11 protein-coding genes are annotated in these 19,624 nt (G+C 73.2%); 5 read left to right on the forward strand and 6 right to left on the reverse strand.

All coding sequences use genetic code 11. From position 1 onward, the window contains the following. Positions 1-8: 8 nt before the first annotated feature. From rhaS to STTU_RS06820, 3 genes are all read left to right on the forward strand, one after another. On the forward strand, positions 9-1,088 hold the full coding sequence (rhaS, locus tag STTU_RS06810; protein ID WP_420713570.1) for a rhamnose ABC transporter substrate-binding protein: 1,080 nt from the start codon (positions 9-11) through the stop codon (positions 1,086-1,088). A 145-nt stretch (positions 1,089-1,233) separates the two neighbouring features. Continuing rightward, positions 1,234-2,262 (forward strand): LacI family DNA-binding transcriptional regulator, encoded by a 1,029-nt coding sequence (locus STTU_RS06815; protein WP_043257157.1) that lies wholly within the window; start codon positions 1,234-1,236, stop codon positions 2,260-2,262. Between the two features lie 43 nt (positions 2,263-2,305). Continuing rightward, complete coding sequence (locus STTU_RS06820; protein WP_007821121.1) at positions 2,306-3,334, forward strand: NUDIX hydrolase; 1,029 nt, start codon at positions 2,306-2,308, stop codon at positions 3,332-3,334. On the opposite strand, the gene STTU_RS06825 is transcribed toward STTU_RS06820, so the two are convergent. Beyond that, complete coding sequence (locus STTU_RS06825) at positions 3,249-5,306, reverse strand: prolyl oligopeptidase family serine peptidase (protein WP_043254416.1); 2,058 nt, start codon at positions 5,304-5,306, stop codon at positions 3,249-3,251. The genes STTU_RS06820 and STTU_RS06825 overlap by 86 nt on opposite strands. A gap of 91 nt (positions 5,307-5,397) precedes the next feature. On the opposite strand from STTU_RS06825, the gene STTU_RS06830 reads away from it, so the two are divergent. Beyond that, entirely contained in the window at positions 5,398-6,363 is a 966-nt protein-coding gene (locus tag STTU_RS06830; protein ID WP_007821134.1) for a DUF4232 domain-containing protein, read from the forward strand. A 151-nt stretch (positions 6,364-6,514) separates the two neighbouring features. Here STTU_RS06830 and STTU_RS06835 read toward each other — a convergent pair whose 3' ends face one another. Together STTU_RS06835 and STTU_RS06840 are read right to left on the reverse strand one after the other, a co-directional pair. After that, positions 6,515-10,360, reverse strand: coding sequence for a hypothetical protein (locus STTU_RS06835; protein WP_007821136.1), 3,846 nt, complete (start codon positions 10,358-10,360; stop codon positions 6,515-6,517). Between the two features lie 172 nt (positions 10,361-10,532). Continuing rightward, the gene (locus tag STTU_RS06840) at positions 10,533-11,987 is read right to left on the reverse strand and encodes a glycoside hydrolase family 76 protein (RefSeq protein WP_043254418.1); all 1,455 of its coding nucleotides are present in this window, start codon (positions 11,985-11,987) and stop codon (positions 10,533-10,535) included. A 347-nt stretch (positions 11,988-12,334) separates the two neighbouring features. Between STTU_RS06840 and STTU_RS06845 the strand changes: the two genes are divergently transcribed. Then, the gene (locus tag STTU_RS06845) at positions 12,335-15,304 is read left to right on the forward strand and encodes a GH92 family glycosyl hydrolase (RefSeq protein WP_007821140.1); all 2,970 of its coding nucleotides are present in this window, start codon (positions 12,335-12,337) and stop codon (positions 15,302-15,304) included. A gap of 99 nt (positions 15,305-15,403) precedes the next feature. Here STTU_RS06845 and STTU_RS06850 read toward each other — a convergent pair whose 3' ends face one another. From STTU_RS06850 to STTU_RS06860, 3 genes are read right to left on the reverse strand one after another with little or no spacing between them, the layout of a single operon-like run. Continuing rightward, positions 15,404-17,365 carry a glycogen debranching N-terminal domain-containing protein gene (locus STTU_RS06850; protein ID WP_043254420.1) on the reverse strand — a complete coding sequence of 654 codons (1,962 nt, stop codon included), beginning with the start codon at positions 17,363-17,365 and terminating at the stop codon, positions 15,404-15,406. After that, positions 17,362-18,774: an MGH1-like glycoside hydrolase domain-containing protein gene (locus tag STTU_RS06855; RefSeq protein WP_043254422.1), complete on the reverse strand. Its 1,413-nt coding sequence runs from the start codon at positions 18,772-18,774 to the stop codon at positions 17,362-17,364. The genes STTU_RS06850 and STTU_RS06855 overlap by 4 nt, the downstream gene beginning before the upstream one ends. Next, positions 18,771-19,571, reverse strand: coding sequence for a sugar phosphate isomerase/epimerase family protein (locus STTU_RS06860; protein ID WP_007821151.1), 801 nt, complete (start codon positions 19,569-19,571; stop codon positions 18,771-18,773). Before STTU_RS06860 ends, STTU_RS06855 begins: the two co-directional genes overlap by 4 nt. Positions 19,572-19,624 lie beyond the last annotated feature (53 nt).

Consider the following 19,624-nt stretch of genomic DNA (forward strand, 5'->3'; position numbering starts at 1 on the left):
TCATGTCCATGACCGCCCGCACCCGCAGGCTCTCCGCGGCGCTCGCCGTGACGACGGCCCTCGTCCTCGGCGCCACCGCCTGCGGAGGCACCACGAAGAGCGACACCGAGAAGGAGGAGTCCTCCTCCGGTTCGGCGGCGAAGGCCGACCCGGGCGCCGCCACGAAGAAGGGCCTCACGGTCGCCTTCCTGCCCAAGCAGGTCAACAACCCGTACTTCACGACCTCCGACAACGGCGGCAAGAAGGCGCTCGCCGCGCTCGGTTCGACGTACAAGGAGGTCGGCACCAGCAGCGGCACCGACACCTCCGGGCAGGTCTCCTACGTCAACACCCTCACGCAGCAGCAGGTCGACGGCATCGCCGTCTCGGCGCAGGACCCCGGGGCGCTGTGCACCGCGCTCAAGCAGGCCATGAAGAACGGCGTCAGCGTCGTCACGTACGACTCCGACACCAGGACCGGCTGCCGCGACGTCTTCGTCTCGCAGGCGAGCGCCGAGGACCTCGGCCGCACGCAGGTGCAGCAGATGGCGAAGCAGATCGGCGACAAGGGCGAGATCGCGATCCTCTCGGCGGCCCAGACGGCGACGAACCAGAACACGTGGATCGACTTCATGAAGGACGAGCTGAAGAAGCCGGAGTACAAGGGCATCAAGCTCGTCAAGATCGTGTACGGGGACGACGACGCCCAGAAGTCGTTCCAGCAGACGCAGGGGCTCCTCCAGGAGCACCCGCGGCTGAAGGGGATCATCTCGCCGACCACGGTCGGCATCAAGGCGGCGGCGCAGTACCTCTCCGGCTCGAAGTACAAGGGCAAGGTCAAGCTCACCGGGCTCGGCACCCCCAACGACATGCGCGCGTACGTCAAGAACGGCACGGTCGACGCCTTCGAGCTGTGGGACCCGGCGAAGCTCGGCGCGCTCGCCGCGCACACCGCCGTCGCGCTGGAGTCCGGGCAGATCACGGGCAAGCAGGGCGAGACCTTCGAAGCCGGCGACCTCGGCTCGTTCACGATCGGCGAGGACGGCGTGGTGAGCCTCGGCAAGCCGACCGTCTTCGACGCCAAGAACATCGGCGACTACCACTTCTGAGGGGCGCGGGTCCCGGGGCGACGGTACGGATCTCCGGGCGACGGTTGGGGTGCCGGGCGACAGTACGGGTCCGGCGGCGACGGTACGGGGACGGGGAGGACGGCACGTGACGCACCGCCCGCCGCCGGACCCCGGACCCGCACCGCTGGACCCCGCCCCCGCGCGCCCGGACCGCCCGCTCGGCATCAAGGACGTGGCCCGCGCCGCCGGGGTCTCGACCGGCACCGTCTCGTACGTGCTCAACCAGCCGGACCGGGTCGCCGCGCCGACCCGGCGGCACGTGCGCGCGGTCATCGAGCGGCTCGGCTACGTACGCCGGGACTCCGCGCGGCAGTTGCGCGCCGGGCACAGCCGCATCCTCGCCCTGCTCGTGCACGACATGGGCAACCCCTTCTACGCGGCCCTCGCGCGCGGCGCCGACCGCGCGGCCCGCGCCGCGGGGCTCGGCGTGATGGTGTGCAACAGCGCGGGGAGTTCGGCCGAGGAGTCCTCCTACCTCGCGCTCTTCGCCGAGCAGCGCGTGCGGGGTGTCCTCCTCGCCCCGACCGGTCCCGGGCCCGCGGCGCTGCGCGACTTCCGGCGCCACGGCATCCCCTTCGTCGTGGTCGACCGGTGCGCGGCGGGGGGCGAGGGGTGCGCGGTGGGCGTGGACGACGTGGCGGGCGGCGCGCTCGCCGTACGGCACCTGCTCGCCGGGGGGCACCGCGACCTCGCGTATGTCAGCGGGCCCGCGCACCTGCGCCAGGTGCGCGACCGCAGGACCGGCGCGCTCCGGGCGCTCGCCGAGGCGGGCCTGCCTCCCTCGGCCCTGCGCGAAGTGGCCGGCGAGCGCCTCGACGTGGTGGGCGGCCGCGACGCGGGCGCCCGTCTCCTCGGCCTCTCCCGGCGCCCCACCGCCGTCTTCTGCGCCAACGACCTCCTCGCCCTCGGCCTGCTCCAGTCCCTCCACACGGCGGGCGTCCGGGTGCCCGGGGAGATCGCCCTGGTCGGCTACGACGACATCGAGTTCGCCGCCGCGGCGACCGTCCCCCTCACCTCCGTCCACCAGCCCGCCCACACCCTGGGCACGCGCGCGACGCGGCTCCTCCTGGACGAGAACGACCCGGCACACCGGCACCAACACCTGTGTCTGAAACCGAGGTTGGTCGTGCGGGAATCGACCGTCCCGCGCTGAGGAGCCGTGCTTCGCTGGTCACCCCGACACGCGAGGTGCCCCCGTGCCACTCACCCCCGCCGCCCTCCGCCCTCTCGTCGACACGTACCTCGCCCTCCACCCGGAGGACCGCCCGGCACTCACCGGTCTCCTCGCCCTCCTGGCCGACGACTCGGGCGAGCGCTTCCCCGCCGCCCGCACCACCCTCCCCGGGCACGTCACGTGCGGCGCCGTGGTGATCGACCGCGCCCGGCGCGTCCTCCACATCGGCCACCGGAGTTCGGGCCTCACGCTGACGCCGGGCGGCCACGCCGAGGAGGCCGACACGAGCCTCCTCGCCGTCGCGGTGCGCGAGGTGGGCGAGGAGACCGGGCTGCCCGCGAGCCGCTTGTGCCTGACCCCGTACGCGCTCGACGCCCCCTTCGACATCGACGTCCACGCCATCGACGCGCGACCGGAGAAGGGCGAACCGGCGCACGAGCACTACGACTTCCGGTTCCTCTTCTACCTCACCGACGAGGCCCCGCCTGCCCTCGCGCTCCAGGAGGAGGAGGTCACGGGTGCCACCTGGCTCCCGTTCCCCGCGATCCGCTCCACCACGCTCCGTGCCAAACTGCTCGCCGCTGAGAGGGAGTTGGACGGCACCCCGCAGCCGCTCAACGCCTCCCTCCTCCTGCACGACGGGCACGGGCGCTACCTCCTCCATCTCCGGGACATGCGCGAAGGCATCTGGGAGCCCGGCGCGTTCGCGCTCCTGGGCGGCGGCCGGGAGCCCGGCGACGACAGTCCCGAGGCCACGCTGCGGCGCGAGCTGGGCGAGGAGGTTCCCGGGCTCGTGCCGACCGGGCTGTCCCCGTACGAGGACCAGTACGAGACGAGCCCGGACGGCCTGAGCATTCCCGTGCGGGTCTACGAGGGCCGGTGGAGCGGCCCGGCGGAGTCGGTGGACCTGCGGGAGGGCGTGCTGGTGCACTGGTTCGCCCCCGAGGACCTGGACCGCCTGCGGCTCACGCCCGGTCTGGCCGAGCTGATCCGCCGGCACGCCGCGGACCGAGGTGGCGCCACAGGAAGGTGTACGCGAGCGCGCTGTTGAACGCCGCCTGCGTGTTGTCGCTCCCGCCCCCGTGCCCGCCGCCCCGGCTCTCGTACAGCAGGACGGAGTGGCCGAGTTCGCGCATCCGCGCGGCGAACTTGCGGGCGTGGCCCGGGTGCACGCGGTCGTCCCGGGTGGAGGTGCGCAGCAGGAGGGGCGGGTAGGAGCGGTCCGCGCGGAGGCCGTGGTACGGGGAGAGGGCGCGCAGGTGCGGGAGGTCGGCCTCGTCCTCGGGGTTCCCGTACTCCGCCATCCACGAGGCGCCCGCGAGGAGTTGGTGGTAGCGGAGCATGTCGAGCAGGGGGATCTCGGCGACTATCGCGCCGAAGTGCTCGGGGTACCGGGTGAGCATGGCGCCCATCAGGAGGCCCCCGTTGCTGCCGCCCATCGCGCCGAGTGTGGCGGGGGTGGTGATGCCGCGCGCGACGAGGTCTTCGGCGACGGCGGCGAAGTCCTCGTAGGCGCGCGGCCGTTCGGCCTTCAGCGCGGCGCGGTGCCAGCCGGGCCCGTACTCCCCTCCGCCCCGGATGTTCGCGACGACGCGCGTGCCGCCGCGCTCCAGCCACGCCCGGCCGGCCACGGCCCCGTACGCCGGGGTCAGGGAGACCTCGAAGCCGCCGTAGCCGTACAGGAGCGTGGGGCCAGGACCGCGCGCCTCGTGGTCGGGGCCCGTCACGAAGTACGGGACGCGCGTGCCGTCCCGCGAGATCGCGAAGTACTGCCGTACCGAGAGCCCTTCGGTGTCGAAGCGGGCCGGGGCGCGCTTGAGGACCTCGGCGGGCGCGCCGATCCGGCCCTGGGAGAGCGTGGACGGCTGGAGGAAGCCCTCCACGTCGAGGTCGTAGGCGTCGTCGGTGTCCGGGTCCGTGTTCATGACGGCGACGTCGGAGAGCGGTGGTACGGCGGCGAGCGGCGCGCGCGTCCAGGGGCCCTCGGGCGTCGGCGTGAGCACCTCGACGCGGGTGCTGACGTCGCGCATCGTCGTCAGGAGCAGGTGGTGGCGGGTCCACGCCTGGCCGACGAGAGCCGTGCGGGTGTCCGGCGCGAAGAGGACGCGGGCGGTGCGGTCGCCCGCGAGGAAGGCGTCGAAGCCGAAGGCGAGGAGGGCGCCCGCCGGGTGCCCGAGCCAGTCGCTCCGGAGCGTCACGAGCAGGTGCTCGCGGTGCGCGTACGCCTCGGCGTCGTCGGGCACGTCGATCTTGACGAGTCTGTCGCCGGGAGCGAGGAGGTACAGCTCGCTGGTGAAGAAGTCGATCGCCCGGCCGACGAAGTCCCGTTCGAAGCCCGGTGTGCGGTCGTGCCAGCCCCAGGCCACGACGTCGCCCCGCTCCGCCTCGTACACGACGGCGGCCTCGCCGAGCGGAGTCCCGCGCCGCCAGCGCCGTACCGTGCGCGCGTACCCGGAGTCGGTCAGCGAGCCGCCCGCGAGCCCGGTGCCGATGAGGACGGTGTCCTCATCGATCCACCCGATGCGGGTCTTGGCCTCGGCGACGCGGAAACCGTCGGCGACGAACTCCCTCCGCACGAGGTCGAATTCGCGCACCTCGACCGCGTCGCCGCCGCCGCGCGACAGGCGCACGAGCGCCCGCTCCCGGTCCGGCTCGCGCACGACGGCACCGCCCCACACCCAGTCGACGCCCTCGGCCCCGGCGAGCGCGTCGGCATCGAGCAGTACCTCCCACGCGGGCGCGTCCTCGCGGTACTCCTCGGTGGAGGTGCGCCGCCACAGCCCGCGCACGTGCTCGGCGTCCCGCCAGAAGTTGTACCGGCAGGTGCCCCTTCGCGTCGTGTAGGGGATGCGGTCGCCCGCGTCGAGCACCTCGCGCACCCGTGCTTCGAGCGCGGTGAACCCGGGGTCCTTCGCGAGGGCGGCCTCCGCCTCGGCGTTCCGCTCTCCCACCCAGGCGAGAGCCGCCTCGCCCTCGATGTCTTCCAGCCACAGATTCGGATCGTCATCAGTCACAGCCCGCATTCTCCCGCCCCGGCGACTTGTGACAGCGCTGTGACCGGAACTATGGCCTCCGTCACACACGGGCGACGAAACGTGCTGATCAGATGACCGGATGCACAGACGCACGCCGCTCCGCCCGGCCGCCGCTCGTCCCGTCCCCCTCCTCGCGCTCCTCGCCGCGACCGCTGCGCTGCTCACGGCCTGCGGGGCGGAGGACGCGGGTTCCGCGACGGCCGGGGCCCCGGCGGCGGCGTTCTCGCGCACGAGCGTCGACGACCCCGGCAAGGACGGCGTCCGCGTCACCTCCCTGACCCTGCCGCGCCCCTCCCCCTCGCCGAGCCCCTCCCGGAGCCGGTCCGTCTCCGCCGAGAGCCTCGACCTCGGCGGGGACTCGGGCATCAGCGCCGCGTACGAGATCATCAACCACGGCACCGAGACCCTGACCTACACGGTCACCATCACGTTCACGAGCGGTGACGGCGGCGCGATGGCCAACGAGACCACCACCGTGCCCGGCGTCCGCCCCGGAAAGACCGTGCGCGGCAGGGTCGGGGCCGGAACCCTGCCGCCCACGACCCCCCGGATCACGGGCGCGAAGGTGACGGAGGTCGCCGAGGTGCCCGCCGCCGAGGCCCAGGGCGCCGACGGCACCTGCCCGTCCTCCGGCGTCCGGGTCAGCACCGACAAGGGCGACGCGGCCATGGGCCTGCGCGTCGTGGGCCTGCACCTCGTGAACTGCGGCAAGCGCGAGTACGAGGTCGAGGGCTACCCCGAACTGGAACTCCTGGACGAGACCCGCGAGCCGATCGACGGCGTCCGCGTCCTTCGCGGCAGCCGGGAGATCACCAGCGCGATCGAGGGGGACGGGCCCCCGCGCCCGGTCACCCTCAAGCCCGGTGAGACCGCGAGGGCCGACCTCGTCTGGCGCAACACGACGGACCTCGGCACACCGGTCACAGCCCCCTACGCCCGCGTACGCGCGAAGAGCGGGGCCGCCCCGGTGACGCTCCCCGAACACATCGACCTCGGCACGACGGGCAAGCTCGGCGTGACCCCTTGGGTGAAGACGGACCGCTGAGCGGCCGGGACCGCTTGATCCGCCCGACCGGACGGCACCGGCCCTGACCGGGTGGGCTGGACGGAACACGCACGCCGGGCTCGCCCCGCGGAACAAGCGCACAGCGTCGGCCGGGTGAACGAAACGCACCCGGCCGACCCCGCCGCCCGGGTCAGCGCGTCCAGATCTGCTTCCCGTCCGCGTCGTACAGCCGCAGCGAGCCGTCGTCCCCGAGCACGAGCCAGCCGGGCCGCTTCCCCTTCGTACCGCTCGCCCACACCGCGTGGCCGTCGTCCGCGTACGCGACGAGGTTGCCGTCGGACTGGAGCGTGAGCTGCACGGTGCCCTTCCCCTTGGTGCCGGTGGACCAGACCGCCTTCCCGCTCCGGTACTCGACCAGATTGCCGTCCGTCTGCATCTCCAGGGTGTAGTCGCCGGCCTTCAGGTACGCGCCCTTCTCCAGCGAGCCCCGCGCGCCGACGCGGTCGGCGCCGCAGGTGGCCCAGACGCCGGTGAGGTCGGGGAGCCTGTCGAGGGTGTCGCTGGAGACGGAGCGGGAGTCGCCCTCGCCCGCGTCGTGCAGGCACTTGAAGGTGTCCCAGTCGTGGACGACCCGGCGTTTGCCGTCGTGCCCGACCTGCCAGGACGTCTTCTGCTCCGCCTTGTCGCCGTCCCACTGCACGATCTGCCCCCGGTAGGCGGCGGCGTCCACGGGGCTCGTCCACACCGTCTTGTCGGCCTTCGTGGAGAGGATGAAGGTGCCGTCGTCGCGGAGCGAGAGCCACGCGGCGCCCTTGCCGTCGGTGCCGCTCGCCCAGCGCGCCGACGGGCCGTCGTAGAGGACGAGGTTGCCGTCCTCCTGGAGGACGAGCCGGTCGCCCGTGGCGGGCGCGGTCCAGCGCACGGTCCCGGAGGCGTCCTTGGCGACGAGCTTGCCGTCCTTGCCGAGGGTCAGGCGCGCACCGCCGCCCGACTTCAGGTACGTGCCGGTCTCCAGCTCGCTGTTGGTGCCCATGACGCTCGCGCCGCACACGGCCCACACGTCCTTGAGGTTGACGTACTTGTCGAGGGTCCCGCCGGGCTGCCCGCCCGCGTCCGGTTTCCCGGCCTCGTCCTTGAGGCAGCCGTACGTGTCGAGATCGCTCACCCAGCGGCGGTAGCCGTCGGCGCCGACGAGCCAGGAGGTCTTCTGCGCGTTCCCGTCGTCCTTGTACTGCACGATCTTGCCGCGGAAGTCGGACTCGCTGGAGCCGGGCGCGCCACCGTCCGCGTGGGTACGGGAGTTGAGGACGACGAGGGTCGTGGTGTCGCCGTCGCGGAAGGCGACCGTGGAGAGGTCGCCGGTGTTCGTGGAGTCGACGCGTACGGCTCCGGGGCGGACGAACTTCCCGAACTGCCCCCAGAACCAGAGGTCTTGCGAGGGCGTGTAGCTGCCGTCGCTCCCGACGGTCATCATGCCCCGGCACGTGTGGCAGGCGTCGGGCGTGGAGAGGGCGGGGCCGCCCTGGGCGTCCTGGGCGAGGGACCAGTAGACGGAGCCCGTGGAGCCGTTGCGCAGCGGGCCGATGAGGAGGTTGGCGACCTCCCAGCCCATGTTCCCCGCGACGTCCGAGGACTGGTCGACGAAGCCGGAGCACTCGGTCATGAGCGTCTTCACGCTCCGGGTCTGAGCGCCGTAGTGCGTGCCGTCGTAGCAGTGGTAGCCGATCGCGTCGACCTTGCCCTGCCCGGTGAGGGTGCGGACGTAGTCGGGGTCGTTCCAGTTGTGGTCGAAGCCGAGGACTCCGACGTCACCGGGCAGCCGGGACGTGAGCGCCTTGGAGAGGGCGACCTCGTCGTCCGGGTTGAGGAGGGTCGTGGGCATCTGGGTCTTGCAGTTCTCGGGCTCGTTCTGCATCGAGACCATCCAGGGCCTGATGCCCGCCTTGTCGTAGGCGCTGACGTACTTGGCGAAGTAGTCGGCGTATTCGTTCACTTTCCCGCGGTCGAGTTCGTTCTGCTCGGTGCCGCACTCGGCGCCGAGGAGCTTGCCGCCCCGCTTGGCCCAGGCGGGGGCGCTCCAGGGGGTGCCGAGCAGCTTGAAGTCGCCGCCGGTCTCGCGTTTCGCGGCCTGGAGCATGGCGATCTGCCGCTTGTCGGCGGGGGTGGCGTCGGCCGAGAAGCTGCCCTTGGTGTCCTCGTAGGTGTGCACGTCGGTGCCGTTCGCCATGAGGTCGCTGGAGCCCATGGGCGAGCGCACGAGGGTGAGTCCGGCCTGCTTGTCCCCGGTGCCGAAGAGCTGGGAGAGGATCGCGTCCTGGTGCGGGGACGCGGCGATGAGGGAGGCGGCCGAGTCGGTCATGGCGCCGCCGAAGCCGTCGATCTTCTGGTGGGTCTTCGCCGTGTCCACGGTGACGGTGGCCGTGGGCTGCCGTCCCTGCGCGCTCACGTCGAAGTCGTCCATCGTGTACTTCAGCTTCGCGCCGTCCGCCGCGCTGAGCGTCATCCTCGGCTTCTGGCCGTCCTTGAGGACGTACGTGGCGAGGGAGTCGGCGGGCTGGGAGACGTCGAAGGACGAGCTCCCCGAGCGGACCGTGAACGTCGCCGGACGGGAGCCGAGCTCGGGCACCCGGGGGTCCTGGCCGCCGTCGCCGGGCGGCGCGGAGAAGGACACGTACCCGTCCTGGCCCTCGGGGCGCTCGTACCAGCCGGAGAAGGCCCAGTTGGTGTAGCCGCCGTCGCCGGTGTTGAGCACGTCGCCGGAACGGAGCACGAAGGCGTCGTAGCCGGTGTGGCCGTCGCTGCCCTCCCAGACGTGCCGGAGGCCCTCGGCGCGGGCGAACTGCATGTCGTTCAGGCTCTTGACGACGAGGATGTTGGTGCCGGGGTAGCAGACGGCGAGCCGCGCGGCGGCCCGTTGGGCGAAGGTGCCGTCGCCGTCGGGCGGGGGCCCGGCGCACACGTAGTGGGCGGCGTCGGGGAGCGCGAGATCGGTCGTCGCGCCGGTCCAGGGGCCCGAGGGGTTGAGGTCCGCCTCGGCGGGGCGCGTGAAGTCGACGGTGACGTCCCCGTCCTTCTCGGTGCGCTGGTAGTGGCCGCCGTAGCCCCAGTTGAGCCAGCCGCCGTCCCCGGTGGAGGTCACCTTCCCGGTGTCCGTCACGTACAGCCAGAAGGTGCGGTTGCCGATGTCGAACTTCTTCTTGTACGCGGGCTTGCCGTCCGCCATCCTCAGCGAGTCCGTGCCGGTGAACTTCGCGGCGCCGCCGTCGTGCAGGAGCAGGATGTTGTGGCTGGGCCAGCAGTGCATGGCCCGGGCGAGGAGCTTCTCGTCGGCCCGCGCGCGGTTCTCGTCGCTGCCGTCGCCCACGGCGAGCTGGAGGTCGGCGTCGGGGGCGGTGACGCCGTTCACCTCGCAGGACATGGGAGTCTCCTCGCCCACCGAGGAGGCGTACCAGTCGTTCTTGCGGGTCACCCGCGGCGGGGCGGTGAAGGTGACCGTGCGGTTCTCGTCCGTACGCGAGAAGTACCCGCTGTAGCCCCAGTTCTTGTAGCCGAGGTCGCCGTCCTTGTGGAACGTGCCCTCCTTGAAGACGAGGACGCGGTACGAGGTGCTGGAGATCGACACCGTCTTCGCCAGCAGCATGCCCTTCATGTGCTGCGTCGTGAGGCCCTTGGGCTGGGTGACCATGACGTTGTAGCCGGGGAAGCAGTCCTGGACGTCGCCGACGAACGTCTCGACACGCTGCGCCTTCTGCGCCTCGTCCACGATCATCGCGCCGATGACGGCGCCGATGTCCCAGGCGAGCGCGGCGCCGATGTTGGCGAGGTCGATGATGCGGTCGCTCGATCCGTAGGAGGGGTCCTTCGTCGTCACGCTCGTGTTCCCGGCCGGTACGGCCCCGGGGCACTGCCCGGTGAGCAGGTCCCCCTCGGCCGCCGCCGCGGGCGTCGTCCCGCCCAGCGGCAGGAAGGCGGCGAGCAGGGCGAGGAGGACGGCCGCGGCGACGGGCCGCGTGCGGTCTCTGGGGGTAGGTGTCACGGTGCGCTTCCTCCCGGGGGGCGGGGCGGAGTGGTCCGGCCGGGTGCGGGGCGGTGCGGCGTCCGGTCGGATGTGGGGGCGATACGGCGCCGGGGCGGGTGCGGGGCGGTACGGCGCCGGGGCGGGTGCGGGCGGTGCGGCACCCGGCCGGTGCGGCGCCGCCCGCCCGGACTCAGTCGTCCTCCGCCGCGTTCAGCAGGTCCAGGGCGCTGTGCTGGCAGCCGTTGCCCGTGCCGGTCAGCGGGCCCGCCCAGTGCGGCCCGTACTGGTCGAAGCTGTTGCGGTCCTTGGCGTACGCCGTGTCGGCCTGACGGTCGAGGTAGGCGCGGTAGGGGTGGTCGGGCAGCTCCTTGTCGAGGATGCCGAGACCGCGCGCGTAGGCGCCCTTGAAGGAGTCGCCGTCCGACGTGCAGCCGGTGCCGTCCGGCTCGTAGGGCTCGTGGAGGGTGCCGCCCGGGTTGAGGTAGCCGGAGGAGGTGGAGGCGTCGGCGAGGGTACGGGCGCTGTCGAGCAGGCCCGCGTCGCCGGTCGCGCGGTGCAGTTCGGCGAGCCCCGCGAGGACGACGCCCTGGTTGTAGGTCCAGGTCGTGTCGCCGTTGTTGGCGCAGGAGTCCTTGAGGCCGTCGTTGATGGTGTGGCCGGAGTTGATGAGGCCGCTGCCCTTGAACCAGGACCACTCGTCCTGCGCGCGCTTGAGGTATGTCGTGTCGCCGCCGACGCGATTGTGGAGGGCCGCGTTGAGGTGGAGGTACAGCTCGTTGGTGATGGCGTTCTTGTACGGCTTGTCGGTGGCCCACTGGACCCCGCCGCCGCACGTGCCGGTCCAGTAGGCGGCCATGTGGTCGGCGTTTTTGCGGGCCGTGTCGAGGTAGCGCTGCTCGTGGGTCACGTCGTACGCGGCGACCCAGGCGAGCCCCCACCAGCCGGTGTCGTCCAGGTAGCTGTTGGTGAAGTCGCCGCCCTCGGCGCCACGTTGCTTCTCCCACGTGGTGGAGATGGCGTACTTGTAGCTGGGCATCCCGCTGACGCGGATGTTGTCGATGACCGAGGTGAGCGCGGTCGCCGAGGTCCACCAGCCGGCGAACTTCCCGCTGCCCCGGTCGTAGTTCGCCATGAGCGCGGTCGCCGCCGCCGTGCTGCGGCTCCAGGAGTTCCAGTCGGTGCGCGCCCAGCCGGTGCAGGCGATCTCGGCGCGGTCCCCGGCCTTGCCGCAGGCGCGCAGGGCGCCGATGCCGCCGGTGTTCCAGTCGTCCACGTTGTACATGAGGGTGCGCCAGCTCTTGCGCCCGTCCGGGACGGCGGTCACGCCGAGCTTGCTGCCCGAGGACCAGCTCCGCCCGCCGTCGAAGGAGCGGTCGAGCCACACCTGGTCGCCGGGGTTGCCGTTGTCGAGGGAGCCCCAGCCCATGACATCGTTGTCGGACAGGTGAAGGGTGATCGTCCTCCCGTAGAGCGAGGCGCTGACGGGGGTGCGCTCGCCGTTCGCGGCGGCCGGGTCGCGCGTGTCGCAGAACTTGTTACACACCTGCCCCGCCGCGTGCGCGGCGGTGGCCGGCACCGCCAGCGCGGTCGCGACGAGCAGACAGCCGAGCAGGGCCGCCCTCCCAGAGCGTACGGACGTTCTCATCCTCGCCACACCTTCCCTCTTGGCCGCGGATACGTTCCAGGGCCAGGGAAACGGGGCCGCCGGGAACCTGTCAAGGCCACAACAACGCTCACCGAACGGCGAGTTGGGGTCGTGTTGGCCGGATTCGGCGGCTTCGGACTCGCCCTGCCCAGGCGCATCGTCCCCGGGCAGGGCGGCACAGGGCGCGGGGACTTTCCTCGCGGGGCGCCGAGAATTCGCGTACCAGCCCCTCCCCCGTTGGCCACGAGCGGGATACGGTCACCGTGCCTCACCATGACAACGTTGTCCGAGGGCCGCAGCCTTCCCGGCTCCCCCGCCCCGGGCACCGCGCCGAAAGGGAAAGCGCCATGCGCACGCCCCGTACACCCGCCCGCGAACCGGCACCGCCCGCCCGGCGCCGGGGCGCGGGCCTCCTCCTCGCCGCCGTGACCTCGCTCGGCCTGATCGCCGCGAGCGTCCCGGCCGCCGAGGCCCACGCCCGGCCCGCGCCGGGCCGCGCCGCGAGCGCCTACGACTCCGTCGATCCCTTCATCGGCACGAAGCTCGACACCACGCAGAACAAGGGCAACAGCGCCTACGGCAACACGTGGCCGGGCGCCGCGCTGCCCTTCGGCATGGTCCAGTCGAGCCCGACGACGTACCGCACCTCGGACGGCGACCAGAAGGGCGGCTACGAGTACACGGCCGACAAGCTGCGCGGCTTCGGCATGACGCGCCTGTCGGGCACGGGCTGCGAAGGCCGGTTCAGCGCCTTCGACTTCCCCGTCCTGCCGTACACGGGCGCCCTCCCGGACAGCGGCCTGCCGCGCAGCCCGGCCGCCGACATCACCCCCTACTACCTCGACTACGACCACGCCGCCGAGGACGCGGCGCCCGGCTACTACCGCGCGGGGCTCGGCGACGGTGTGACGGCCGAGCTGACGGCGACGACGCGTTCGGCCGTGAGCCGGTACGCCTTCCCGCGCGACGGCGACAGCGCGACGCTGCTGCTCGACGTCGCGGGCTCCAACAACAAGGTCTACGACAGCCACGTCAGCGTCTCCGGGCGGACGGTGAGCGGCTGGGTCGAGGCCGCCTCGGTGTGCGAGGGCGGCGGCCACTACCGCGCGTACTTCTCCACGACCTTCGACAAGCCGTTCACGGCGCACGGCACCTGGCAGGGCGACAGCGTCACGCCCGGCGCCGACAGCGCGGACGGCGGCGACCGGAAGCACGGCGCGGGCGCCTGGCTCACCTTCGCGCGCGGCGCGAAGGTCACCTCGCACACCGGGCTGAGCTACGTCGACGTGGACGGCGCCGCGGCCAACGTACGGGCCGAGAGCGCCGGACGCTCCTTCGACGCCGTACGCGCCCTGGCCCGCCGCGCCTGGGACCGCAACCTCGGGACCGTCCAGATCCAGGGCGGCACGGCGGCGGAGCGGACGAAGTTCTACACGGCGCTCTACCACGCGCAGTTGCACCCCAACGTCACCGACGACGTCTCGGGCCGCTACCCGGGCTACGACGGCAAGGTGCGCACGGTCGCGCGCGGCCACCACGTCTACACGACGTACTCCGGCTGGGACACCTACCGCGGGCAGGCGCAGTTGCTCGCGCTGCTCTTCCCCAAGGTCGGCGACGACGTCAACCAGTCGCTCGTGGACATGGTCGAGCAGACCGGCACCTGGCCCAACTGGCCGCACCTGAACCAGGCGCAGCAGAAGATGACAGGCGACTCGCTCCAAGCGGTCCTCTCCGCGATCGACGCCTTCGGCAGCACGCACTACGACCGCGAGGGCGCGCTGCGCTCGATGGTCCGGACGCAGTCGCTCCCCGCCACGAACACGCGGCGCACGGCCGCGCTCCAGTACTTCGGGACCGGCTTCGTGGAGAACGCGAAGGGCGACTCGGCGACCTCGAAGACGCTGGAGTACGCGATCGACGACTTCGCGATAGCCCAACTGGCGGGCAGGCTCGGCGAGAAGGACACCGAGAGCCGCTTCATGGCGCGCGCCCAGAACTGGCGCAACGTCTTCGACCCGGTCACCCGGGAGATCCGGCCGCGCTCGCGCAACGGCTTCGACCGCGCCTTCGACCTCGGCCAGCGCGGCAACCAGTTCGACCAGGCGACCGGCTACCAGTACGGCTGGATGGTGCCGCAGAACATCGGCGGGCTCATCGCCGCGCGCGGCGGCGAGGCGAAGGTGAGCGCCGAACTCGACGAGCACCTGAGCCAGTTGGACGCGGGCGTGTACGGCACGAAGGGCGCCTACCTCTCCAACCAGCCGAGCTTCTCGGCCCCGTACGTCTACAACTGGCTGCGGCAGCCCGCGAAGACGGGTGAGACGCTGCGGCGCGCGACGAGCGAGCTGTACGGCACGGGCCCGGACGGCCTGCCGGGCAACGACGACCTCGGCGCGCTCTCCGCCTGGTACGTGTGGGCCAACCTCGGTCTCAGCCCGACCATTTACGGCACCGCGAACCTGGTCCTGAGCGCCCCGCTCTTCGACCAGGTCACGATCCGCAGCCAGGACAGCGCGCGCACGCTGCGCCTCAACGCGCGGGGCACGACGGGCGACCGCCCGTACGTGCGCTCGCTCAAGGTCAACGGCCGGACGAGCACGGCGAGCTGGGTCGGCGAGGACTTCGCGCGGCGCGGCGGAACGCTGGACTTCACGATGGCCGCGAAGCCGGGCGACTGGGGCACGCGGGCGGGTGACGTACCGCCGTCGTACGACGCGGGCTCCGACGCGCGCAACGACGTCGGGACGACGGCGGACGGCGCGAAGTCGGCGGGCTCGCTCGACCTGAGCGACAACTCCCTGTCCCGTGAGCGCCTTTCGGCGGCGGGCGCGGCTCCCGGGGCGAAGATCCCGCTCGGCGACACGGGCGTGACCTTCACGTGGCCGCGCACCGCGCCCGGCGAGCCGGACAACTGGATTCCGCACGGCCAGCGGATCGCCCTCGGCGGCCGTACGGGCACCGCGGCGGCCGGGATCTCCTTCCTCGGCCTCGCCACCAACGGCCCGGCCCAGGGCACGGCGCGCGTCGAGTACACGGACGGCACCACGCAGGACGTGACGGTGGCGCTCACCGACTGGACCCCCGGCACCGACTACCGCTTCGGCAACGTGCCGCTCGTGGATACGACGGGCCGCAACCGCGCCGACGGCACCGCGGACACGACCCGCACGGTCGTCTTCGGCACAGCCCCCGAGGCCCTGGACCCGGCGAAGCGGGTGAAGTCCGTGGTCCTGCCGCAGTCCAGCGACAAGGGCGTCCTGCACCTCTTCGACGCGGCCCTCACGACCAAGCCCGTGTCCACCGGCGGCAACTGACCCCACGGTCCCGTTCCCGCACCACCCCGGCCCGGCTCCGCACCACGCGGGGCCGGGCCGGGCTTTTCGCCCGCGGAAGGCCGTGCGGGCGGAGCGGGCTCAGCCCCGCGTACCGGCCGTCCCCTCCTCCACCGTGCGCAGGCTGGTGAGCAGCGCGAGGGGGGTAGCCGCCGCCCACGCCTGGGGGCTGCAGGCGTGCGGGTAGGGGACGGGGCGCGCGTGCAGGGACCGGTCGTACCCGGCCAGTACCTCCGGGAGGCGCCCGCCGTGGTGGGCGGCGGTCTCCGCGAGCGCCGCCGTGAGGGTGCGCACCGCCTCCCCCATCCCGTAGCGGGCCAGGCCGAGGGCGATGACCGCGTTGTCGTGCGGCCAGGCGCTGCCCCGGTGGTAGGAGAGCGGGTGGTGGGCGGGCTGGCCCGCGGCGAGCGTGCGCACCGCCCAGCCGGTGAAGAAGTCCGGCTCCAGCAGACGGTTGCCCACGCGGCGGGCGCGGTCCTCGTCGAGGATGCCCGACCACAGCAGGTGGCCCGCGTCCGAGGCGAGGCCGTCGACCTGACGGCCCTTTCCGTCCAGGGCGAGCGCGGGGAAGTCCTCGTCGGCGAGCCAGAAATCACGTGCGAAGCGTGCGCGCAGCGCCGTCGCCGTCTCCTCCAGACGCGTGGCGTAGGCGGGGTCGTCCCAGTGCTCCCTTGCCAGCCGGGCGGTACGCAGCAGCGCGTCGTAGGCGTAGCCCTGGGCCTCCACGACGGCGACCGGGCCCTCGGCCTGGGTGCCGTCGCGGAAGCAGATCGCCCCGGCCGAGTCCTTCCAGTTCTGGTTGACGAGGCCGTCCGGGTCAGGCCGGTAGACGAGGTAACCGTGCGCGTCGAGCCCGCCGTCGCCGTGCATCCAGTCCACGGCGGCGCGCGCGTGCCGCTCCAGTTCGCGGGCCGGGCCCGGGTCGCCGGTCGTCTCGGTGTAGGCGCCGAGCAGCGCGAGGAAGAGCGGGGTGGCGTCCACGGAGCCGTAGTAGCGCCCGTAGGGCACCTGGCGGAAGTGCGCGAGTTCGCCGTGCCGCACCTCGTGCACGATACGGCCCGGTTCCTCGCCGCGCTCCGCGTCGTAGGCGGTGCCCTGGAGGGCGGCGAGCGCCCGCAGGGTCGCGGCGGCGGTCGCGGGGCGGTAGGGCAGGACGAAGAACGAGGTGAGCAGCGAGTCGCGTCCGAAGAGGGTGAGGAACCAGGGCACCCCGGCGGCCGGGACCGACAGTTCCGCACCGGCCGGGCCGTGCGCCGTGACGCGCAGCCGGTCGAGGTCGTCGAGCCCGCGCCGGCACGCCTCGGCGAGTCCCGAGGGCGCCTGCGGCGGCACGGGCAGGCTCCTCGCACCCGTGTCCGCGCGGGCGCGAGCGGCGATGGCTGTGGGGTCGGTGCCGGGCGCGGGCTCCGCGGCGCCGTGCGCTCGCGCCTCGACGCGCAGCAGGACCTCCGCGGAGCCGAGCGCGGGCAGGTCGAGGTCCCACAGCAAGCACCGGGCGGTGGTCCCGGCCTCCTCGACGGCCGCGGGCGCCGGGGAGGCGGTGAGGGTGGTGGCCGATTCCCAGGTCCCGCGCGTGTAGGTCCAGCGCAGGCCGTCCGCCTCGGGGCGCACGGTGCGGCGGGCGTCGTCCTTGGCGTAGACACGTTGGTCGGAGCGCAGCTCGAACTGGTCGGCGAAGTCGGCGTCCACGAGGAGGGCGAGGCGCGCGGTGCGCGCCCCGGGGCCGTTGTTGACGAGCCGGACGCGCTCCACGAGCGCCCCCGAGACGACGGCGAGGTCGCGGACGACCGTGTGGGCGGGCGGGGTGTCCCGGGTGCCGGCCGGGGCGAGCACGCAGGTGGCGCCGCCGTCCTCCTCGCGCAACGGGACGAGGACCTGCGGGGCCGCCCCGTCCACCGTCAGCTCGTACCGGCTGAGGTGGCGGGCGTCGCGGCGGAAGAGGCCGTCCGGGCCGCTGCCGCGGCGGCCGGTGAGCCCGCCGTCCGCGCCGAGGACGGCGAAGGTGCCCTCGTGGACGAGGACAGTGGTGTCGGTGGTGCTCATACGGCGGTCCTCTCTCGGGCACCGGGCCGGGTCGCGGCGGGGGCGGGGTCCCCGCCCCCGCGAGGCGTGGGAAGGCTCGGGGCGGCGAGCAGGTCGAGGCCGAGGGCCGCCGTCCAGCCGAAGGACCGGGTGCCGCGCGCCTCGGCGGTGCGGGGGTCGACGTACTCGGCGAAGCCGCTGGCCCCCGCCTCGCGGAGCATCGACGCGCGCAGCCGGTCGGCCTCGCCCGTGTAGCCGTGCAGGCGCAGTCCGCGCTCCAGCAGCCAGTTGATGTTGAACCAGGCGGGTCCGCGCCAGTAGCGGGAGGGGTCGAAGTCCGGGCCGCGCAGGTCGTAGGAGGGGACCAGCGGCAGGGTGCCGAGGCCGAAGCTCGCGCCCTTGGCCGTGCGTACGAGCGTGTCCGCCACGTGCGTGGGCAGCCCCGGGACGAGGAGCGGCACGAGTCCGGCGGCGCTGCGCGCGGGCACGAGCCGGTCCGGGCCGAGGTCGCGGTTGAGGAACATGCCCTCCTCCGGCGACCACAGGCGCGTGACGAGCGCGTCCGTCAAGCGGGCCGCGCGCCGCTCGTGCGGGGCCCGGTCGCCGCCCAGTTCGGCGGTGATGTCCGCGAGGGCGTGCTCGGAGGCGATGAGCAGGGCGTTGACGCAGGGGTCCTCGACGGCGAAGGAGAACGGCGCGGTGTCCAGGTAGCCCGCGTCGCGGTAGTCGGTCGCGAGGCGCACGTAGCGGCCGTAGTCGAGGTCGGTGGGGCGTTCGGCGGAGGCGCCGTGGTCGAGGTCGGCCCGCCGGTAGGACGCGGCCGGGACCGGTTCGACGCGGGAGAGGGGCCCGTCCCAGGCGGGGCTGTTGTCCATGCCCGCCTCCCAGGGGTGCACGACGGCCGCGAGGCCGCCGCCGCCGAGGTCGCGCTGCCCGGTGAGGTAGTCGTGCCAGGCGGCGAGCCGGGGGCGCAGCCGTTCCAGGAAGCCGCGGCGCCGGGAGAGCGCGGGGTCGAAGCGGTGCACGAGCCAGGTGGCGAGCGCGTGCACGGGCGGCTGCACGATGCCGGACGTCTCGATGTGGCGGGGCGCGCCGAGCGCCGCCCCGGCTCGCGAGGAGCGCCAGAAGTCCGGGCTCGGGAAGTAGGCGGCGAGCGGGACGGCGGGGTTGAAGACGATGTGCGGGATGCGTCCGTCGCCCCACTGCGCGAGGGTCAGGGTCTCCAGTTCGCGCTGGGCGCGGCGCACCGAGAGGTGGCGCAGGCCGATGGCGATGAACGCGGAGTCCCAGCTCCACTGGTGGGGGTAGAGCCCCGGCGAGGGGACGGTCGAGTCCCCCCGCCAGTTCTGGAGCAGGACCCGTGCCGCACCGCGCCACAGCGTCAGGTCCGTGGCGGCGGTGGGCACGGGAGCGGTGAGCGGCTCGGTCACGCCCCCGACCTCCGCAGGAAGGCGGGGAGGGAGCGGACGGCCTCGAGGGGGTCGCCCGTCAGGCGGCACTCGGCGGCCAGGTAGCCGTCGAAGCCGATGGTGTGCAGGGCGCCCAGCCACGCGGACCAGTCGAGGTGACCGGCGCCGGGCTGGAAGCGGTTGGAGTCGCTGACCTGCGCGTGCCCGATGAAGGGGGCCGCGGCCAGGATCGCGGCGGCCGGATCGGACTCCTCGATGTTCATGTGGTAGCTGTCGATGCCGATGCGCACCGAGTCGAGGCCGACGGCGGCGATCAGTCCGGCGGCCTGGTCGAGCCGGTTGACCATGTGGTCCTCGTACCGGTTGAGCGGTTCGAGGAAGAGGGTGACACCCTCGGCGCGGGCGTGCTCGCCGAGTTCGGTGAGCCCGGAGAGCAGGACCTCGCGGTCCTCCTCCTCGGAGCGCGGCGGCTCGAAGGGCGGCAGCCGGCGCGAGAACATTCCGTACGAGGCGGGGGTCTGCACGCCGAGCGCGCCGATCTCGGCGGCGACGCTGAGCTGCGACTTCATCTGCTCCAGGGCGTCGCGGCGCAGGTCGTCGTCGAAGGCGGCGAAGAAGTGCGGCATCTCGACGCACACGGTGGGCATGACGACCCCGTCCGCGCGGGCGCGCAGCAGTTCGGGGAGCCGGTCGCGGAAGCGGAACTCGCCCTGGGAGCGCAGCTCGACGGCGTCGTAGCCGGCCTCCTGGGCGAAGTCCCACTTCTCCTGGAGGCTCCCCCCGGGCAGCAGCTGTTCCTGGCAGGCGATCTTCAACATGGCTTGGCGGGGCCTTTCCGTGCCGCGGGCGCGACACGCGGGGGACGTGGATG

This window comes from Streptomyces sp. Tu6071, from assembly GCF_000213055.1.
GTDB classification, from domain to species: Bacteria; Actinomycetota; Actinomycetes; order Streptomycetales; family Streptomycetaceae; genus Streptomyces; species Streptomyces evansiae.

Excerpts from the sequence above, each read along its gene's own strand:
- rhaS (WP_420713570.1), top strand. The coding sequence starts at position 9 with ATGACCGCCCGCACCCGCAGGCTCTCCGCGGCGCTCGCCGTGACGACG.
- STTU_RS06825 (WP_043254416.1), bottom strand. The coding sequence starts at position 5,306 with ATGCGGGCTGTGACTGATGACGATCCGAATCTGTGGCTGGAAGACATC.
- STTU_RS06830 (WP_007821134.1), top strand. The coding sequence starts at position 5,398 with ATGCACAGACGCACGCCGCTCCGCCCGGCCGCCGCTCGTCCCGTCCCC.
- STTU_RS06840 (WP_043254418.1), bottom strand. The coding sequence starts at position 11,987 with ATGAGAACGTCCGTACGCTCTGGGAGGGCGGCCCTGCTCGGCTGTCTG.
- STTU_RS06845 (WP_007821140.1), top strand. The coding sequence starts at position 12,335 with ATGCGCACGCCCCGTACACCCGCCCGCGAACCGGCACCGCCCGCCCGG.
- STTU_RS06850 (WP_043254420.1), bottom strand. The coding sequence starts at position 17,365 with ATGAGCACCACCGACACCACTGTCCTCGTCCACGAGGGCACCTTCGCC.
- STTU_RS06860 (WP_007821151.1), bottom strand. The coding sequence starts at position 19,571 with ATGTTGAAGATCGCCTGCCAGGAACAGCTGCTGCCCGGGGGGAGCCTC.